The following is an 18661-nucleotide window of genomic DNA, read 5'->3' on the forward strand; positions in this document are numbered from 1 at the left end:
ATAACAAACGAGATATGTGGGAATTTGCAAGCGCGCGTAATGACTTACGTGCGTGCGACAAAACACAATAAGCCTAGAAATGATCGGGAAATGCTACAAACCTTTGCACACATAGATGTTACAAAATGACATCCGAGTGAAGGCTTAAGTAGTTGAAATTGCAGCAAAAATACAACTGGAGCGGGTGGAGGGAATCGAACCCTCGTATTCAGCTTGGAAGGCTGCTGCTCTACCATTGAGCTACACCCGCGTCGGGGGTGACCTAACATGCCCGCGGGCCGGCCTCAAGCGGTCCGACGGCACCTCGGCAGCGGCGGCGTCCGGCGGGGCCTGCCCGGCCGGACGCCGGTGATCAGTCAAAAGCGGCCCCCGAGCGGACGCCGCGCGGCTTTTGCAGCGGTTTTCCGCCGCAGGGGGTCACCGCCTCCCTACGGCCAAAGCCTGTCCGGCCGCTGCCGCTCCCGCCGCCCTGCCCGCTCGCTTCCGACTCTCCCGCCGCTATTCGCCGGCGGCCAGCACCGGGCGCTGGTTGCTGTCCTGATTCGGCAGGCCCTCGATCGGGCATTCGTCGACGCCAATGGTGTCCCGCGTGATGGCCTCGACATCGGCGCGGGTGGCTTCGGGGTCGGTGACCCATTTGGCGTAAAAGTCGAACGGACAGGCCGCGAGGCCACGGTCGCCCTCGCCGGAATTGATGATGCCGGTGTAGCCGCGGTGCAGCAGCTTGAAGAGGTGGTTCTCCGACTGGCCGTTGCGGCGGGCGTCGCGGATCAGCGATTTCGACAGCGCCGCATATTGGATGCCGTAGCTTTCCTCGCCGCATTCGCCGAGCGTGCGGCCGTCGAAGCCGATGATCGCGGAATGGCCGAAATAGGAATAGACGCCGTCGAAGCCGGCGGCGTTGGCGACCGCGACATAGACGTTGTTGGCCCAGGCCATTGCCTTGGCCATGATCACCTGCTGGTCCTTGGCCGGATACATGTAGCCCTGGCAGCGCACGATCAGCTCGGCGCCCTTCATGGCGCAGTCGCGCCAGATCTCCGGATAGTTGCCGTCGTCGCAGATGATCAGCGAGATTTTCAGCCCCTTCGGTCCGTCGCAGACATAGGTGCAGTCGCCGGGATACCAGCCCTCGATCGGCACCCAGGGCATGATCTTGCGATATTTCTGCACGATCTCGCCGCGGTCGTTGATCAGGATCAGCGTGTTGTAGGGCGCCTTGTTGGGGTGTTCCTCGTGGCGCTCGCCGGTCAGCGAGAATACGCCCCACACTTTGGCTTTCCGGCAGGCGGCCGAAAAGATCTCGGTCTCTTCGCCCGGCACCGCGGCGGCGGTCGCATACATCTCGTTCGAGTCATACATGATGCCGTGGGTGGAATATTCCGGGAAGATCACGAGGTCCATGCCCGGCAACCCGCTCTTCATGCCGATCAGCATGTCGGCGATCTTTCGCGCATTGTCCAACACCTCGGCCTTGCTATGCAGCCGCGGCATCTTGTAGTTCACGACGGCGACGCCGACCGTGTCGTTGCTCGATGAGATATCGCCGTGATGCATAGCTCTCTCCCTGCGGCGGAACGATCATGTTCGCGCCGGTTGCCGGGTTGCTGAAAAACAAAAAAGCCCGACAGGTCCTCGCGGACCCCTCGGGCTAGCATCGCCATACCGGACCAACAGCATCGGTGGTCCGGCCAAACCGCGGCGACCATTTCTGGCGCGGCTGCGGTAACAGAATCTAATCATCTTTCGCGCGGTACTGCAACAGGTCGTTGGCGTTGATGATCGCCGCCGCCATGTCGTCCATCGACAGCCGCCGCGCCATCGCCTGCTTGCGGATGCTCTCATAGGCATCGGTCTCGCTCAGCCCCTGCCCGTCCATCAAGATTGCCTTGGCCTTCTGGATGCGCTGGATGCCGGCCAGCTTGCGCTCGAGCTTGCGGATGCGCTTGTCGGCGTCGCGGCGCTCCAGCCACAGGCTGCGCGCGATGGTGAGCTGGGTAAGCAGACCAAACGGGCGGATCGGCCGCTCGATCACCGCGACGGCGCCGGCTTCCAGCACCAGTTGCAGCGTGGTCGGATCCTCATAGCCGACGATCGCGATCAGGGTCGGCCGCGCGCCGTCATTGGTCTTCAGCAGCCGCTGGATATCGGCGCGGGCATCATGGTCAATCGCCAGCAGCAGCACGTCGGCGGCGTCGGGCCATGCCGCCGGCACCGGCCATTGCGTCTCCACCATGCAGCCGATCCGGCGCAGATGCTCGACCAGGCTGACGCGTTCGCTGTCCTGCGGATGCACCACCTGCACCCGCAGCCCCCTGAGATCGCGAAGTATCTGGATCGCCACTGTGCCCCCGCGATCCGCTAGCGCACGACCGACGGCAGATCGTCGGCCGCCCAGTCGTCGAGGCTCTGCACCACGCAATAGGGATCGGGCTTGATGCGCACGCCGGGATTCCACACCGTCTGGAATTTGCCCCGCGCATCCAGCCGTGCGATCCGCGGCCACAGAAAGGCGTGGTTGTTCTCCGGATCGATCTTGACGCGGCCCTGCGGCGCATCGAATTCGCAATCGCGCACCTCGACCAGCACCCGCTCGGGATCGTCGCTGCCGGCGCGTGCCAGCGCGCGCATCGCCAGATGAAACTGGAAATAGGCCGCTTCCGCGGCGGCCGGCACCGGCGCCTCAGTGCCGAACTTGGCCTTGAAGCTGGCGACGAATTTCCGCGCCGAAGCGGTCGACAGTGTTTCAAAGAACGGCGCCGCGGTGATGTGGCCCTCGGCGGCCTCATGGCTCATCGCGGCCACCTCGGCCTCGCTGGTGGTGAGGCTGGCGATCGGCATTTTCCCGGGATCAAAGCCAGCCTCGCGGCAGGCCTGATACAGCATCGCGGTGCCAGCGCCGACTACGGTGGAGAAGATTACATCCGGCGAGGTCTTCTTGATGCGGCGGATCACCTTGTCGAAATCCGCCGGCGAGGCCAGCAGCGGCACATAGGTCTCGTCGAGGACTTTGCCGCTGCCCTGCATCACGAAATCGGTCATCAGCCGGTTGGATTCATAGGGATAGATGTAATTCGAGCCGACCAGGAAGAAGCGGTTGCCAAAGGTCGAGAGCAGATAGCGCGCCAGTTGCAGCGCGTTCTGGTTCGGCGCCGCGCCGGAATAGATGCAGTGCCGGGAATATTCGAACCCCTCATACAGTGTCGGGTAGAACAGCAGCCCGCGATGGCTTTCCACCACCGGCAGCACCGCCTTGCGGGTACTCGACATATAGCAGCCGAACAGCAGCCGGACCCGGTCGGCGACCAGCAGGCGTTCGGCCAGCGCGCGGAATTGCCTGGGATCCGACGACGGATCATACATCACCGGCTCGACCGCGCGGCCAAGTACGCCGCCGGCGGCATTGATCTCGTCGATCGCCAGCAGGGTGGCGTTGAGCTGGGTCTGCTCGACCGCGGCGGTGACGCCGCTTTGCGAGAACAGCACGCCGACCCGCCAGCTCTCTCCTGTCTTCAAACTCGCGATGGGACGCTCCCGTGGCTATGTTTGTCACCCGTCATACTTGCGCCTTCTTAAGGTTACCCGCAGGCGAGCGACCGGGGTGTCGGCATCCGTGATCGTGACCTGTTCCATATCATCAGCCAGGGCCGTAACTTCATGCATCACTCTCGTCTGTATACCACCAAGCGGGTTCTGGCGCGATATACCCCGGCACTGTTCAGACTGATCCGCGCCAGCCGCCGCCGGCTGCATGCCCGCCGCAATGCGCGGCTGCAGGGCGCGCTGACAGGCTGGAAAGCGCAATTCATCGAGCGCTTCGATTTCGTGATTCAAGCCGGACCGTTCGGCGGCATGCAGTTTCACCGTAGCGCGACCGCCGACGCCGATCTGCCGTTGCTGATCGGCAGCGATGAAGCCGAGACTCACGGCTTCACCGAGCAGGCGCTGGCGCGCGAACCGCGCATCATCGTCGAACTGCATGATTTCATGCGCACCGACGTCGCGATCACGCCGACCGTGCTGGCCCGCTTCAGCGACACCTACGACATCCAGATCGCCAGCGTCGGCGGCCGCTCCGCCGCAGACTATCACTGCCTCGACATTTTCCCCGGCCATATCCGGGCCCGGGCATTGCATGAAGACCGCGTGCAATATCAGCAGTGGGCCTATCTCAAAGCCAGATCCCGCACGGTGTGACACCAGCGCTCGTCGGCGGCGGACCACGAGCCTGGCGGATCAGTCGCCGCTGGCGGACTGCTAGAAACTGATCGTGGTGCGAACGCCGAACACCGTGGCGTCCCTGATGCGCCGGCTCTGCGCGGGATCGCTCGGGTCGACAGCCCCGCCACCGGGATGCATGACGTATTGAAAAAGCGGCTGAACGACAACGCCTGTCTTGAGCTCAACCAGATAGGTCATTTCCAGAATGGCCTCGTAATCGCGCACGGGCGCCACGCTGCCGGTGAACTGCCGGAATTCACGGTCGAACTGCCGGGCGCCGTCCGAAATGCGCGCATAGGTCATCGCGACACCGATCCTGTCATTGGGCCGGATTTCGCTGAAGCCGCTGATCTGGATGCCGCCATCGAGATAAAGGCTCACCAGATTGCGGTCGGAGGGGCTGACGGAGGCGCGCGCGAACAGGCCGACCCCCTTCTGCGGATCGAGCGGACTGCGCGCCAGCCGCTGCTCATAGACGGCGAAGACCCCTTGGTTGCGCCGCAAGTTGGCTGGCTCGCCTGATCCCGCAGGATCAGCCTGCGACAAGCCCCGCGCGGTCAGGTGCTGGTCGTCGAACGTGCCCATATGATACCAGGCGCCCGCTGTGATCGAACCCGGCAGCGCCGCGGCGCCGAGCTCGAAGCCGTATTTGAGCTGACCGATGAACCATGGCGGGTCATTGACCCGAAACAACAGACCATGCGGGTTCTTGATCTGCGGATCTTCCGGACCCGCCGGCGCGGCGTCGCCATCGAACATCGCGACATAGGCGGTGATGCGGTCCGACAATTGCGCCTTGACGCGGATACCGGGCACCGCCAGCGGCGGCGACGGCCCACCACTCGGCAGGATCACGCCGGTGATGCCGGGCCAGCCCAGCGCGGAATTGACGAAGATGTCGTCATATTTGCTGTCGATGAATTCGATATCGGATGGCTGCTGGCCAACCTTGATCGTCAGACGGCCGTCGAGCAGCGACTGCTCGATCCACATCTCGTAAAGCCGCGTCGCCGGCAACGCCTCGATACCGCTCGCCAGCATCAGATTGCCGACATAGTCGCGCGACAGCCCGCCGCCATGAATTTGAAAAACATTGGCATGAAAGGTGGCGCCGCTCCATCCGACCATCCTGTCGAGATCGATATCGGCGCCTAGATCGAACCGCCCGGCATAGATGGTACCACGGCGGACGCCGCCAGCGGCATTGCCCAGCACTTCGCCGATATAGGCGCCGGAAAAAGCGATGCCCCAATCCGCCAGGATCTGCCTGGCATCCCTTGCGGGGGGATCAGCGGCATTGGCTGGCGCGGCAACAAGCACGGATAGCCAGACCCACGCCGCGCAGATCGCGGCGGCAAACCGGTTGCCGCGTCCCCGCCGCTGCATGCCGCTACCTGATCAAGCCGATGCGTTTCATCACCAGATAGGCCGAGGCTGATGACAGCACCAGCAACAGCGCCGCCCAGAGAAAGGCGTTCTCATTGTCGGTGAACGGCAGCCCCTTGGTGTTCATGCCGAACACGCCGGTGATCAGCGTCGGCGGCAGCAGCAGCGCGGTCAGTACCGAGAGAACGCGCAGACTGTCATTGCCCTGCTCCTCGATCTGCAGATGCAGCTCCTCCTGCAGCAGCCGGCTCCGCTCGCGCATCTCGACCACACGGTGATCGAGGCCGTCGAGACGCTGCGCCAGTTTTCCCGCGCGCAACTGCAAAGCCGGTTTCAGGCCGTCGACGCCCTTGTGTTCCAACCGGTGAAACACGATGCGCAGTCCGGACAATTGCCGGTGCAGCCGGACACAGGTGCGCCGCAGCCGGCCGAGCCGCGCCAGCATGTCCTTGGAATTACCCGACAGCACCTGCTCCTCGATCTCGTCCAGCGCCACCGCGATCCGGTCGGCGACATTGTCCATGGTGTCGGCAACGTTCTCGATGATGGTCTCCAGCAGGGCTGCGACGCCATCGACGCGACGGCCCCCTTCCAGCGAGCGGCGGGTGGCATCGACCGCGCACAGAGCATGGTGCCGGCCGCTGATCAGGAATCGCTCGGTCATCAGGAACCGCAGATAGCCGGTCTCCTCGGTGACCTCGTCGATATCGCGCAGCAGGTCGGAGATGACGCCATAGACGCTGTCGGCCGCCGAGTGGAGCTGCTGATAGGTGTCCTTGGACAGCAGTAGCGCGCGGCCCTGTTCGGGGGCATGCAACTCGGCGTGCGCCAGCCATTGCAGCGCGCGGGAGTCGGTGAGGTTAAAATGCAGCCAGAGCAGATCGCCATGGACCATATCGATGGCCGCATCGACCGGCAGCGCTTCCGGCGTCCCGTTCGAATGAATCCGGAATGCCCACACCAGACCGGGAATGATTTCCGGGACGGCGCCGCGGTCCGCGGCGAGGAGTACTGACGAGAACTCGGACGACATCAGGCACCGGAAAAGGTTTACGCCATCAGATGAAGCTGGAAATCGGAGCAACGAGGCCGTCGCGATTAGCGGCGGCCTCGTTGAACTCAGAACAGGTGTGAGAACAATACGTACAGCCCGGCCGACAGCATGATCGCGGCCGGCAACGTCAGCACCCACGCCGCCAGCATGTTGCGAATGGTCGCCATCTGCAGGCCGGAACCGTTCGCCGCCATCGTGCCGGCAACGCCGGACGACAACACATGGGTGGTCGAGACCGGCAGGCCGAACATATCGGCGGCACCGATGGTCACGGCAGCGACCAGCTCGGCCGAGGCTCCCTGCGCGTAGGTCAGATGCGACTTGCCGATCTTCTCGCCGACGGTGACGACGATCCGCTTCCAGCCGATCATGGTGCCCAGACCGAGCGCGATGGCGACGGCAATCTTCACCCAGGTCGGGATGAATTTAGTCGCGGCATCGAGCGAGCCCTTGTAGGTGTTCAGCACGGCGACGTCGTCCTTGCTGAGGTCGTTTTCCTTGTCCTTCATCAGGAAGCGGATCGCTTCCGAAGCGAGGTACATATCGTTGCGGGTATTGCCGACCGACTCGGCCGGTACCTTGTCGAGCGTGCCATAGGTCCGGACCTGGTTGCCAACATCGGCCACCAGCACGGCGAGTGACGGATAGGTGCCTTCGGTGATCTTGTGCTGCGAGACATATTGCGTCACCGCGGGGCGCGGATCGCCGAGGATGCTGTGGCCCGCGCCTTTGGCCGCGATCACCTTGGCCGCCGACATCGAGTTGGTCTGGAACTGCTGGACCTGCGATTCCGGCAGCGCGCGGTTCAGTGCGTAGGCGGTCGGCACGGTGCCGATCAGCACCAGCATGATCAGGCCCATACCCTTCTGGCCGTCATTCGAACCGTGCGCGAAGCTGACGCCGGTGCAGGTCAGGATCAACAACCCGCGAATCCAGATCGGCGGCGTCTTGTTGCCTTCAGGGGCGGCATACAGCGCCGGATTGCGGACCGCGAATTTCAACAGCAACAGCAGGGCCGCGGCACAGACAAAACCAACGAGCGGCGATAGCAGCAGCGCATAGCCGATTTCGGTGGCCTTGCCCCAGTCGACGCCCGAGGTACCGTCACGGCCGCGCATCACCGCATTGGCGACGCCGACGCCGATGATCGAACCGATCAGCGTGTGCGAACTGGACGCCGGCAGGCCGAAATACCAGGTCGCCAGGTTCCAGATGATCGTGCGATCAGCAGCGCGAACACCATGGCGAAGCCAGCGGAGCTGCCGACCTGCAGGATCAGCTCCACCGGCAGCAGCGAGACGATGCCGAAGGCGACGGCCCCGGTCGAAACCAGCACGCCGAGGAAGTTGAAGAAGCCCGACCACATCACGGCGAATTCCGCCGGCAGCGAGTGGGTGTAGATCACGGTTGCGACCGCATTGGCGGTATCGTGAAAACCGTTGACGAATTCAAAGCCGAGCGCGATCAGCAACGCTACGAACAGCAGCAGATATGGCAGGTAGGTGGTCACGCGGGTGCCGGTGGCATGGACGTCGGAATAGATGCTGTAGGCGACGAACAGTGCGCCAGCGGCCAGTATCCCGAAGAACAGGATCATCGTCAGCGGATTAAACCCCTTGTCCAGATTTGGCCGCGATGCCGGCTCTATCAGCCCGCCGCCGTCAGCCTGGTTCATCGTAAAATCGCTCATCGACAACACTCCCACGGGTTAACAGGTGTTAATCTTTGCCCGAGGGATTTGAAGGCTGGATGACAGCCGCGACAATTTGGCAGGCGCGGCGTAGGGTCACGCACCAAAATCGTTCTTTGACACCAAGTTACCGCTCGACGCCGCCGATCAGAAATGTCCGGACGACAACCGGCTCAACCGGGCATTCGGCCTTGGCGGGATATCGACCGACCACAGCGCGTGATCGTCCACGTCCTTCAGGGTGACGGTCATGACCTCGCTGCCGCCGTCGATGCTGACATGCCCGAAGAACTGCAGTCCGAAACACGGCGCGAGATTTTCGCCCTGCGCCTCGCTGCAGCCTTTGGCGAATTTCACCGCAGGGCCAAAAGTATTGTCGAGTTGACCGGGCGCCCAGGTTCCCGCGTGCAGCGGACCCGAGACGAATTCCCAGAACGGCTCGAAATCCTGAAACACGGCGCGGTCCGGATCGTAATGATGCGCGGCTGTGTAGTGCATATCGGCGGTGAGCCAGACAAGGTTGCTTACACCGGCGCGTTTGATGAACGACAGCAGATCGGCGATCTCGTGTTCGCGGCGCGCCGGCGGACCATCACCCAGCGCGATGGCATCGAGGCTGATCAGTCCGATCGGCAGGTCGGCGGCGATCACCTTCCAGGTCGCGTCGGACGCCGCCAGCTCGCGCTTCAGCCACGCCAGCTGGATCGGGCCAAGAATGAAGGCTGGCGCCTGGTCGTCGCCCTTGTTCCAGGTGGAGTCGCGGTAGCTGCGCATATCGAGCATGAAGACGTCCAGCAACGGACCGTAGCTTGCCTTGCGATAGACCTGGCCGGCCTGATCCGGCCGCGTGCGCATGGGCACGAATTCGTGAAAAGCCTGTCGCGCCCGCGACACCAGCCGCGAGGCGCCGGTCTCGTCATAGCCGGTATCATCGATCGAGCCGATCGGCGACCAATCATCGGTGACTTCGTGATCGTCCCATTGCGCCAGGATCGGGACCTGCGCGTTGAACGCCCGCATGTTTTCGTCGAGCAGATTATATTTATAGTTGCCGCGAAATTGCGCCAGGCTGTGCGCGACCACGGATTTGTCCTCCGTCACGATATTTCGCCAGACGTCGCCGCCCGGCAGCTTCAACTCCGACTCGACCGGGCAGTCGGCGTAGATGTGATCGCCGCAATGGATGAAGAAGTCCGGGCGATTATCGAGCATCGTGCGATAGCTGCGCAGGCCGCCGCGCGCGGGATCGATGCCCCAACCCTGCCCGACCGTATCGCCGGACCAGACGAAGGAGATCGATTGCATCACGGCGGATGCGGTCTTGAAATGACCGATCTGGGTCTCGCCAGCAAAGCGGCCATCGGCGATATCGTCGAACCGGACGCGGTAAAAGATGTCCTGGCCGGATGGCAGGCCTTCGAGCAGCAGCTTGGCGGTGAAGTCGCTGGCGGGCAGCGCATCGATCGAGCGCGAGCCGAGAACGCTGCGAAAACTTTCAGTCGTCGAATAATCGACCCGCATGCGCGCGGCCCGATCCGCCCGCGCCCAGATCACGGCGGCATCCGTCGAGACATCGCCGGACTGCAAGCCGCAACTGATATTCGGGCGATCCGCGGCGCGGCTGAGAAACGGGGAAGCCACGTTGCCGATCCCGGACAGCACGAGCGTCGATGCCGAACACGCCAGGAACCGGCGCCGCGTCGATCCTGCGTCCGCTGTTGTCATCGTCATCCCGGCATCCTTCGTCGAATCATGACGAAGATGCCTGCGGCCCTTGACAGTCAGCCCAAGGTTTCACGACAGCCCGGTGACGATGTGGAAAAGCCCGCCCCGCCTCGGTAGCGCGACGGCACCTGCATCTCGGGCGGCAGCGGCGCGCGGAGATAGCCCGGGTGCACGTCGATCGGGCTCGGCCTGCAATGTTGCAGCGGATCGGCGATACGCATGCTGAACCGCAGATGCTGCGCCTCGTCGGTGATCGAGAACCCGTGTTTGATCGGGATGGTTCCGGAGCGCACCAGGCTGCGCTCGAATGCCGGCACCAAACGAAAGAATTTCCCGACCTCGTCTTCGCAGCAAGAGCCCCACGCGCGCTCGACGCCGGCGCGCCAGAAATCGGGGTCGAGGTCACCCGGCTGTAATTCAGCGCGGCTACAAGGAGCTAACACAGCCTGAGGCGACACCTATGATTCCGGCCTATGATACCTCCACCCTGGCACGCTTGCGACAGACCCTCGATGATGTTCTCGCCGACCCACGCTTTCGGCGGTCGCAATCGATGTCCGCGCTCGACGTCGCGCAGTATATTCTTTCCGAGGCCGCGCAGGGCGAGCGCGATTTCGACAGGATAAAGATCTCGGCACTTATTGCGCTCGATATATCGCTGCGCGAGGCCGCCTGACACTTCGTCAGTTTCTATTCGCTCATTGACCGCGCGCCGTAGCCTGGCGCTATGCAACCGCCTGTCAGCGCGCTGTTACGTGCAACGGCGATAGCGACAGTTCGAGTTTATCGGTCCGGTAGATGGTTGGCTTGCGGCGGGTCTGCACGGCCAAGCCGCCGGCGCGGTGGCAAGGTTTCGACCATGGTCCTGTCCACAGGCCAGCCATCGGGGCTCAATGGATTGTGTGACCCAGAAGTGCCCTGCGCCCGAAAGGACCTGGAAACCCGCCTCGAACCGGCCGGCCCCGCAGGGCTGATTCTTCAATGGAAACACGATGGTGGGGGAAGAAGGACTCGAACCTTCGAAGTTATAAGACGACTGATTTACAGTCGGCGTGGGTTAGAACTATCAGCACCGTCAAACCGCTTCGTGGTGAAGCTACGACGAGATCGATTCCCTCTACATATCAATGTTTTAATGCTGTATTCGCGATATCCACAACAACGACAGCCGTCCGCTTGCCGTCAGTTTCGGCCAACGCCTGAGACGACGTCCTTTTGTTACTCGACGAAGTTTAGACGCAGTCGCTCTTAAAAAAGCCGCTCGCGAAGTTTCGGCGAATCGAAAGTGTGCTTGTCGGGGCCGACATGGCACTACCCGCAATTGGTCGTTACAGAAAAGTGGCTCCGTCGAAATCGGTCGAGGCGATCGAATCCGATTTGGCCATAATCTTCCGAAGTTGGGAACAAGAACGCAGATAGTCCTATGGCGATGTCCAGCCTAACTGTAACTCAGGTAACGCTCTCGCCGCTTCTCAGCAATGAAGGTGCCTCAATACTCGATACATTCGCTGAATTTCATCAGATCGTCACACGATCTAGGTTTATGATTTTCGCAACCAAGATAGAGTTCCGGCGGCTTGGCCGCCCAAGGCGCAGGAGAGCGACATGACGGCGGAAGCGCAGACGGAAAAGGAACGCGAGACCTCCGACGCACAGGTGCTTTCAGCAGTGACGTGGGACGACTCCAAGATGCAGTCGCACTTCGCAAATGTCGTCAATATTCAAAGCACCCTCGAGCAGGTCGATCTGTTTTTTGGTACCAATCAGACATGGAATGTTTCGACCGATCGTCAGGTTTAGGTCGAGCTGAACAACCGCATCATCCTGAGCCCTCACGCAGCCAAGCGTCTTTGGCTGGCTTTGGGTGGCGTCCTGACCGGATACGAACAGCGTTACGGCGAGCTGCGGGTTGATGCACGCTGATCAAGCGACGCTTTTAACACCGTGACATATCGCAGGACTGCATGGCAGGCGGCGTCATCGGACGGCTTTTTTACGAGATATCCAGCGTGTAGCGGATGAGGCCTCTCAGACCGACCGAACTTTCTGGCTTCAGCACCTCGGGCGCCGCCGCCATCGATTCCGGGATCGCCTATGCCGACCCGGCGCTTTGGAAACAACTCGGCGAAGCCTCCAGTTTTCGAGCCTACTGCGACATCTGGCTGTCGCTGCAATCCGCTCTGATCGGCAACATTACAGGCAGCGGCGTGTTTGCCGGCCCGGAAATGAGCGCCACGTCGCTCGCCGTTCAGCCGGCCGGTTGGGACCCCGCGCCACTGTCCAAAACGATCAGCGTTGCTGCCGAACAGCGCCGCGGCGTCGCCCAATACGGCGCCTCCGACCTCGCCGGTGCGACGCTTCCCGGACTGGCCTTCCCGATACTCGTCCGTGACGAGCTTCATGGCATTGCCGCCTTCGAGATGCGCGGCGCGAGTGAAGTACAGCTTCGTACCGCGATGCGGCAGCTGCAATGGGGGGTCGCCGGCCTGCGCGAATATATTTTGAGGCAGGATGAGCACGCGCATTCGGATAAGAGCCGCAAGGCTCATGGGGCGCTCGACATGCTGTCGGTTGTGCTCGAACAGGAACGCTTCGGCGGCGCTTGCCGATCGCTGGCGACCGAGCTCGCGGGGCGCTTCGGTTGTGAACGAGTTAGCATCGGCTTCGTCAGGCGAGGCTACAGCGAAATTGTCGCAATCTCCCACAGCGCGCAGTTCGGCCAGCAGATGAATCTGGTGCGCCTCATTGGCATCGCGATGGATGAGGCGATCGACCAGCGCGCGATCATCCTGCATCCGCCCGCGATGGATGAAATGAACGTGACGCGCGCGCATGCCGAGCTGGCGTCGAGCTGCGCGGCGGGCGCGATCTTGACCATCCCCCTGTTCGTCCGGGATCGCTTCATCGGCGCGGTCTCTCTTGAACGCGGTGCTGACAATGGTTTCGACCCGGATAGCATCGCCGTACTGGACGGCATCGCGGCGATCACTGGGCCTATCTTGGAAGAAAAGCGGCGGAACGACCGCTGGATTGTCCTCAAGGCATGGGACGCTTTCGCGATCCAGATCAGAACCCTCGCGGGTCCAGGCCATGCAGCGCGCAAGCTTATCGTTCTGTGCATCGTGGTTCTGGCGGCAGCGGGCTATTTCTGGACCGGCATGTACCGCGTCGCAGCGGAAGCAGTGGTGGAGGGTCAAATCCAGCGCTCGGTCGTCGCGCCCTTCAATGGCTTCGTGCTTGAGGCATCGGCCCGCGCCGGCGACACCGTGCACACTGGGCAATTGATCGCGCGTCTTGACGACCGCGACCTCATTCTCGAACGCCTTAAATGGGTGACGGAACGACAGCGCAAGGTTCTGGAATTCGAAAAGGCCATGGGCGAGCGGAACCGCACCGAGCAAAAAATCTCGGCGACGCAAATCGAACAGGCCGACGCGCAGATTCATCTCGTCGACGAACAACTGTCCCGCGCCCGCCTCACCGCGCCGTTCAACGGCCAGATCATTTCCGGCGATCTCACGCAGTCGATCGGCGGCTCATTGCAACGCGGCCAGGAGCTGTTTCAGATCGCGCCGCTGGACAGCTACCGCGTCGTTCTCGAAGTCGATGAAACCCAGATTGCGGAAATCGCCCTTTCTCAGAAGGGTCGGTTGGTGGTGTCGTCGCTGCCGGGCGACAGCTTCGACGTGGTGGTCAGCAAAATCACGCCGGTGTCAAAAGCCCATGATGGGCGTAACACGTTCAAGATCGAGGCGGAGTTGGCGGAAGCGCCGGCCGCGCTGCGGCCGGGGATGCGGGGCATTGCCAAGATCGACGTCGATCGCCGCCGCATGGCGTGGATCGTAACCCGATCGTTCCTGGAGTGGCTGCGCATCACTGCTTGGCGCTGGATCGGCTAGGCTGATCGATGTCAAAAAGCATTTACAGCCCCTCTTGGTATCGCGTGGTCGGGCTCAAACCGCGGCTGCGCGCGCACTCGGAAATTCACCGCCAGATGTTCCGCGGCGGCGTCTGGTATCTCTTGCAGGATCACCAGACCGGCCGCTTCCACCGGATTTCACCTACCGCGCATTTCGTGATCTGCATGATGGACGGCCATCGCACCATCAACGACATCTGGGTACGCGCTGGCGAAAAATTCGGTGAGGACCAGCCGACGCAGGAGGAGATCATTCGCCTGCTCGCGCAGTTGCACGGCGCCGACCTTTTGGTCGGCACACTTCCGCCAGACATGGACGAACTGAGCCAGCGCGCCGAGACCATCTCGCGCCGCAACCTGATGAGCCGGATCCGCAATCCGCTGGCGCTACGGTTTCCGCTTGTCGATCCCGACAGATTCCTCAATGCCACGCTACCGCTGGTACGACCGCTCTTCAGCCGTGCCGGGTTGGCATGCTGGCTGGTGCTCGTCATCGTCGGCATCGTTGTCGGCGCGATGAATGCCGCCGCCTTGGCTGGAAGCATCAACGATCAATTGCTCACGTCACAAAATGTGGTGCTGTTGCTCGCCGCGTATCCGCTGGTCAAGGCTTTCCACGAGCTCGGTCACGCTTATACCACCAAGATATTTGGCGGCGCCGTGCATGAGATCGGCATCATGTTCCTGGTGTTCATTCCAGTACCCTATGTCGACGCGTCGGCTTCGGCGGCATTTCGCAACAAATGGCATCGGGCCGCGGTCGGCGCTGCGGGAATCATCGTCGAGGCGGCGCTGGCTTCGATCGCGGTGTTATTGTGGGTCGCCGCCGAGCCCGGGATGGCGCGCGCGTTGGCCTTCAACGTCATGCTGATCGGCGGTGTCTCGACGCTACTTTTTAACGGCAACCCGCTGCTCAAATTCGACGGTTACTACGTGCTCTCGGACCTGCTGGAAATACCCAACCTTGCGGCCCGTGCCAACCGGCATTTCATCTATTTGATCCAACACTACGTCTTCGGTATTGACGGAATTTCATCGCCGGCAACCGCGCGCGGCGAAGCGGCCTGGTTTCTCGTCTATGCCGTCGGGGCGTTCGCTTACAGGATGTCGATTACGCTCACGATTGCGCTGTTCATCGCCGGCAAGCTGTTCTTCATCGGGATGGCGCTGGCGATCGCTTCGGTGGTTACTACTATCGTCTGGCCGGCGTCCAAGGCCATCCGGTTTGTGATCGAGAGTCCGGTTCTGCAGCGCCGGCGCCGCCGTGCGATTGTGCTGTCAGGGGGAATGGCGGTCGCTGCGCTGCTGCTCCTGCTCGCGGTGCCCATGCCATTGGCGACCATGGCGCAGGGCGTGGTGTGGGTCGGCGAGCAATCGACAGTGCGAAGCCTGTCCGATCAGATCGTGGCTGAGGTTCGGGCGCCGAACGGCCGCCACGTCGAAACCGGAGCGGTCCTCGTAGTAGGCGAGGACGCGACACTGGTCGGCTCCACCCGCGTGCTGGAAAAGCAACTCGACGAGTTGAGGTTGCGACTTGAGGCGGCAACGTCACGCGACATCGTACAGGCCAATATTCTGCAGGAACAGATCTTTCACATGGAAGGGCAGTTGGAGTCGAGCCGGCGCCGCCTTGGCGAGCTCTCCCTGACCGCCGCCAAGGCTGGCCAGTTCCTACTGCTGGATGATGTCGATCTGCCGGGCAAATTTCTCCACAAGGGCGATGTGGTCGGCTACATTCTTGGCGCGGACGATCCAATCCTGCGGGTGGTCGTGCCGCAAGACGAGGTTGATCCGGTTCGGCGCGGCACGCTGAAGGTCGAGGTCCGATTTGCCGAGCACATCAGTCAGATTGTCGCCGCGCATATTTTGCGCGAAGTGCCGGCGGCTACAGCTGAAATTCCACATCTTGCCCTCAGCACCATCGGCGGTGGTTCAGTGTTGCTGGATCCCTCGAGGACCGACCATCCGAAGCCGCTTGAAGCGCTGTTCCATTTCGATCTTCGCATCGATGGCAGCGTTTTGCCGTCGCGTCTCGGCGGCAGAGTCTATGTCCGCTTCCAGCATCCGGACGAACCTGTCGGCTACCGGATCGGGCGCGCGGTGCGTCAGCTGTTCCTGAAGCAGTTCAGTGTCTGACACCGTCATCGCACATAGGTCGTTGCCGCGCCTGGTGTTCTTTGCCGAACGCACGATACCGCGTGAGACGGCGCTTGACCGCGCACTCCTGTCGGTACAGGCGCGTTTCGTGACGCCGTTCGCGCGGCTGCGTGCCAGGCATCTTGGCCGGATCGTTGCGGTCGCGGATTCCCATGCCGAAGCCCTGCGGTCCCTCGATGACGAGGCGTTGAGGACGCGGGCACGGGAGATCCGGTTTGCGTTGCGGCGTCACGAAACGCCGCGGCTGAAGACTGTGGGGCTGTGCTTTGCGATCATCCGCGAAGCGGCGGGACGCGTCCTCGGTCATCGCCATTTCGACGTGCAATTGATCGGTGGCCACGCGCTGCTGCGCGGCATGATTGCCGAGATGGGCACCGGCGAAGGCAAGACTCTGACCGTCACGCTCGCCGCCATTACCGCTGCGTTTTCCGGACTGCCGGTGCATGTGGTCACCGTGAATGATTATCTCGCGGTGCGCGACGTCGAATCACTTGGCCCGCTTTACGCATTCTTCGGCCTTAGCGTCGGCAGCGTCACCGAGGGTCTGAAACCCGATCAACGTCGCACGGCCTATGCCTGCGACGTGACCTATTGCACCAACAAAGAGCTCGCATTCGATTACCTCCGCGACATTCTCGCCTTGGGCAGCCGGCGCGGCCACCTGCGTTTCAAGGCAGAGACGCTCAGCGACGAGGACCGCGCCGTATCCGGCGTCGTGCTTCGTGGGTTGCATTTTGCGATCGTCGATGAAGCCGACAGCGTTCTGGTCGACGAGGCGCGCACGCCGCTGATCCTGTCACAAAGCGCGGCGGGTGACGATCAGGCGCGCATCTTCAAGCAAGCACTCGACGTCGCCGACAAGCTCGGCAAGCGGCAGGATTATCTGACATGGGATAGCGATAGCAGCATCACGTTGACGCCCGATGCGATTGACCGTCTAGGCGAACTCGGCACCTCGCTCGGTGGCGTCTGGAAACACAAGGTCTATCGCGAGGAACTCGTTACACAGGCGCTGACCGCGCTGCACCTGATGCGTCGAGACGAGCATTATATCGTGCGCGACGGCACGGTTCAAATCGTCGACGAATATACTGGTCGGGTAATGGCCGACCGTTTCTGGACCGATGGTCTGCACCAGATGATCGAGCTGAAGGAAGGTTGCGCTATGTCCGGCACGAGGGTCACGCTGGCGCGGATGACCTATCAGAAATTCTTTCGCCGCTACCGGCGTCTCTCCGGCCTGTCCGGCACCGCGCGAGAGATCGGCGCGGAATTGTGGAGCGTCTACCGACTCGCTATCGCGCAGATTCCGCCAAACCGACCTTCCAAGCGCCGAATGGTCGCCGCCGTCGTCGCGCCAAACATCAAGACCAAATGGCAACTGATCGCGGCCGAAGCCGGTGCACTTTCCGCGCGTGGTGTTCCTGTGCTGATCGGGACGCGATCTGTCGCCACATCGAACATCGCGAGCAGCCACCTTGCCGCGGTCGGCCTCGACCATGTTGTGCTGAATGCATCGCAGGATATCATGGAGGCGGAGATCATCGGCAATGCCGGCACAGCCGGAAGGATTACCATCGCCACCAACATGGCCGGCCGTGGCACCGACATCCGGCTGGCAGACGACGCGCGGGCGAATGGCGGGCTCCACGTCATCATGACGGAGATCCACGACTCCAAGCGGATCGACCGCCAACTCGCGGGCCGCTGCGCGCGACAAGGTGATCCCGGCGCGTTCATGCCTATCCTATCCTTACACGATCCGCTGCTCGACGCGTTATCGCCAACGGCGAAAGCTGCCGTCGCGATCGGGCACCGGTTACTCGGCGATGGCATCGGACGCTGGATCATGCGGCGCGAACAGCGCCGGTTCGAACGGTTGCACGCCGGCATGCGCTCCAGCCTGCTGAAAAGCGACGAGATGCTCGATCAAGCCTTGGCCTTCTCTGGAAATCCGGAATAATCGATGATCCGCCTGCTGACCGTTACCGCGACCCTTGTCTACCTCTCCGCGCGCGCCGTGGCTGCCGATTCCTCATTCGACTGCATTATCCACCCTTCGGAAGTATTGAAACTCGGCAGTCCAATCACCGGCATTCTCTCGGAGGTTCTCATCAAGCGCGGCGATGTCGTGGTACGAGGGCAGCCGATCGCGATCCTTGAATCGTCAGTGGAGACCTCTACGGTTCGTCTCAACAAATTCCGGGCCGAGAGCACAGCGCGGATTGACGCGCAGACCGAGCGACTGAACCTTGCACGGGCGCGGCTTGATCGAAACGCGCAATTGTTCGAGCGCAAGATCGTCACCCAGGATCGCTTCGAAGAATTACGCGCCGAGGCCCGCGTCGCCGAGCAGGACCTGCTGCGCGAGCGGCAGGAACGTGAGTTGTCGAAGCTTGAACTGGAGCGCTCGCAAGCTATTCTGGATCAACGCACGATCCGCAGCACGATAGACGGCATCGTCAACGAGAAGAAGCTTTCGGCCGGCGAATTCGTTAACCAGGAAGGA

The 18661-nt window shown here is 62.2% G+C and carries 15 protein-coding genes, 1 tRNA gene and 1 pseudogene; 8 read left to right on the plus strand and 9 right to left on the minus strand.

Annotated features, from left to right (window positions below):
- Positions 1-176: 176 nt before the first annotated feature.
- The 4 genes from Q0S16_RS06205 to Q0S16_RS06220 form a co-directional block, all read right to left on the minus strand.
- Positions 177-250: transfer RNA gene (locus tag Q0S16_RS06205), tRNA-Gly, on the minus strand.
- 248 nt (positions 251-498) lie between these two features.
- Positions 499-1557: an aliphatic amidase gene (locus tag Q0S16_RS06210; protein WP_295846129.1), complete on the minus strand. Its 1059-nt coding sequence runs from the start codon at positions 1555-1557 to the stop codon at positions 499-501.
- Positions 1558-1735: 178 nt separating this feature from the next.
- Positions 1736-2344, minus strand: a complete 609-nt coding sequence (locus Q0S16_RS06215; RefSeq protein WP_295846130.1) for an ANTAR domain-containing protein — start codon at positions 2342-2344, stop codon at positions 1736-1738.
- 17 nt (positions 2345-2361) lie between these two features.
- A complete protein-coding gene (locus Q0S16_RS06220) occupies positions 2362-3516 on the minus strand; it encodes a transporter substrate-binding domain-containing protein (RefSeq protein ID WP_295846131.1) in 1155 nt (384 codons plus the stop codon).
- Positions 3517-3657: 141 nt separating this feature from the next.
- Here Q0S16_RS06220 and Q0S16_RS06225 point away from each other — a divergent pair, with 141 nt between their 5' ends.
- A complete protein-coding gene (locus tag Q0S16_RS06225) occupies positions 3658-4197 on the plus strand; it encodes a hypothetical protein (RefSeq protein WP_295846133.1) in 540 nt (179 codons plus the stop codon).
- A gap of 60 nt (positions 4198-4257) precedes the next feature.
- Here the strand turns inward: Q0S16_RS06225 and Q0S16_RS06230 are convergent, their stop codons facing one another.
- The 5 genes and pseudogenes from Q0S16_RS06230 to Q0S16_RS06250 form a co-directional block, all read right to left on the minus strand.
- On the minus strand, positions 4258-5607 hold the full coding sequence (locus Q0S16_RS06230) for a carbohydrate porin (RefSeq protein ID WP_295846135.1): 1350 nt from the start codon (positions 5605-5607) through the stop codon (positions 4258-4260).
- A gap of 4 nt (positions 5608-5611) precedes the next feature.
- Positions 5612-6640: a transporter gene (locus Q0S16_RS06235; protein ID WP_295846137.1), complete on the minus strand. Its 1029-nt coding sequence runs from the start codon at positions 6638-6640 to the stop codon at positions 5612-5614.
- Positions 6641-6726: 86 nt separating this feature from the next.
- Positions 6727-8351, minus strand: a pseudogene (locus Q0S16_RS06240) (inorganic phosphate transporter).
- Between the two features lie 147 nt (positions 8352-8498).
- Entirely contained in the window at positions 8499-10076 is a 1578-nt protein-coding gene (locus Q0S16_RS06245; protein WP_295846147.1) for an alkaline phosphatase D family protein, read from the minus strand.
- A 56-nt stretch (positions 10077-10132) separates the two neighbouring features.
- Positions 10133-10534 carry a hypothetical protein gene (locus tag Q0S16_RS06250; protein ID WP_366517805.1) on the minus strand — a complete coding sequence of 134 codons (402 nt, stop codon included), beginning with the start codon at positions 10532-10534 and terminating at the stop codon, positions 10133-10135.
- Positions 10535-10536: 2 nt separating this feature from the next.
- Here Q0S16_RS06250 and Q0S16_RS06255 point away from each other — a divergent pair, with 2 nt between their 5' ends.
- The 7 genes from Q0S16_RS06255 to Q0S16_RS06280 all read left to right on the plus strand — a co-directional run.
- Positions 10537-10752, plus strand: a complete 216-nt coding sequence (locus Q0S16_RS06255) for a hypothetical protein (protein WP_295846138.1) — start codon at positions 10537-10539, stop codon at positions 10750-10752.
- A 929-nt stretch (positions 10753-11681) separates the two neighbouring features.
- Positions 11682-11876 (plus strand): hypothetical protein, encoded by a 195-nt coding sequence (locus Q0S16_RS06260; RefSeq protein ID WP_295846139.1) that lies wholly within the window; start codon positions 11682-11684, stop codon positions 11874-11876.
- An 18-nt stretch (positions 11877-11894) separates the two neighbouring features.
- Entirely contained in the window at positions 11895-11999 is a 105-nt protein-coding gene (locus Q0S16_RS26400) for a hypothetical protein (protein ID WP_366517806.1), read from the plus strand.
- 95 nt (positions 12000-12094) lie between these two features.
- A complete protein-coding gene (locus tag Q0S16_RS06265) occupies positions 12095-13975 on the plus strand; it encodes an efflux RND transporter periplasmic adaptor subunit (protein WP_295846140.1) in 1881 nt (626 codons plus the stop codon).
- A gap of 8 nt (positions 13976-13983) precedes the next feature.
- Positions 13984-16131, plus strand: coding sequence for a PqqD family peptide modification chaperone (locus tag Q0S16_RS06270; RefSeq protein WP_295846142.1), 2148 nt, complete (start codon positions 13984-13986; stop codon positions 16129-16131).
- Positions 16124-18115, plus strand: a complete 1992-nt coding sequence (locus Q0S16_RS06275; RefSeq protein ID WP_295846143.1) for a preprotein translocase subunit SecA — start codon at positions 16124-16126, stop codon at positions 18113-18115. Before Q0S16_RS06270 ends, Q0S16_RS06275 begins: the two co-directional genes overlap by 8 nt.
- Positions 18116-18118: 3 nt before the next feature.
- On the plus strand, positions 18119-18661 hold a 543-nt coding region (locus Q0S16_RS06280), incomplete at its 3' end, for a biotin/lipoyl-binding protein (protein WP_295846145.1).

Origin of the sequence: Tardiphaga sp. (genome assembly GCF_025356345.1) — a bacterium.
Classification (GTDB): Bacteria; Pseudomonadota; Alphaproteobacteria; order Rhizobiales; family Xanthobacteraceae; genus Tardiphaga.

Excerpts from the sequence above, each read along its gene's own strand:
- Q0S16_RS06210 (WP_295846129.1), bottom strand. The coding sequence starts at position 1,557 with ATGCATCACGGCGATATCTCATCGAGCAACGACACGGTCGGCGTCGCC.
- Q0S16_RS06225 (WP_295846133.1), top strand. The coding sequence starts at position 3,658 with ATGCATCACTCTCGTCTGTATACCACCAAGCGGGTTCTGGCGCGATAT.
- Q0S16_RS06230 (WP_295846135.1), bottom strand. The coding sequence starts at position 5,607 with ATGCAGCGGCGGGGACGCGGCAACCGGTTTGCCGCCGCGATCTGCGCG.
- Q0S16_RS06235 (WP_295846137.1), bottom strand. The coding sequence starts at position 6,640 with ATGTCGTCCGAGTTCTCGTCAGTACTCCTCGCCGCGGACCGCGGCGCC.
- Q0S16_RS06245 (WP_295846147.1), bottom strand. The coding sequence starts at position 10,076 with ATGACAACAGCGGACGCAGGATCGACGCGGCGCCGGTTCCTGGCGTGT.
- Q0S16_RS06255 (WP_295846138.1), top strand. The coding sequence starts at position 10,537 with ATGATTCCGGCCTATGATACCTCCACCCTGGCACGCTTGCGACAGACC.
- Q0S16_RS06260 (WP_295846139.1), top strand. The coding sequence starts at position 11,682 with ATGACGGCGGAAGCGCAGACGGAAAAGGAACGCGAGACCTCCGACGCA.
- Q0S16_RS06265 (WP_295846140.1), top strand. The coding sequence starts at position 12,095 with ATGAGGCCTCTCAGACCGACCGAACTTTCTGGCTTCAGCACCTCGGGC.
- Q0S16_RS06270 (WP_295846142.1), top strand. The coding sequence starts at position 13,984 with ATGTCAAAAAGCATTTACAGCCCCTCTTGGTATCGCGTGGTCGGGCTC.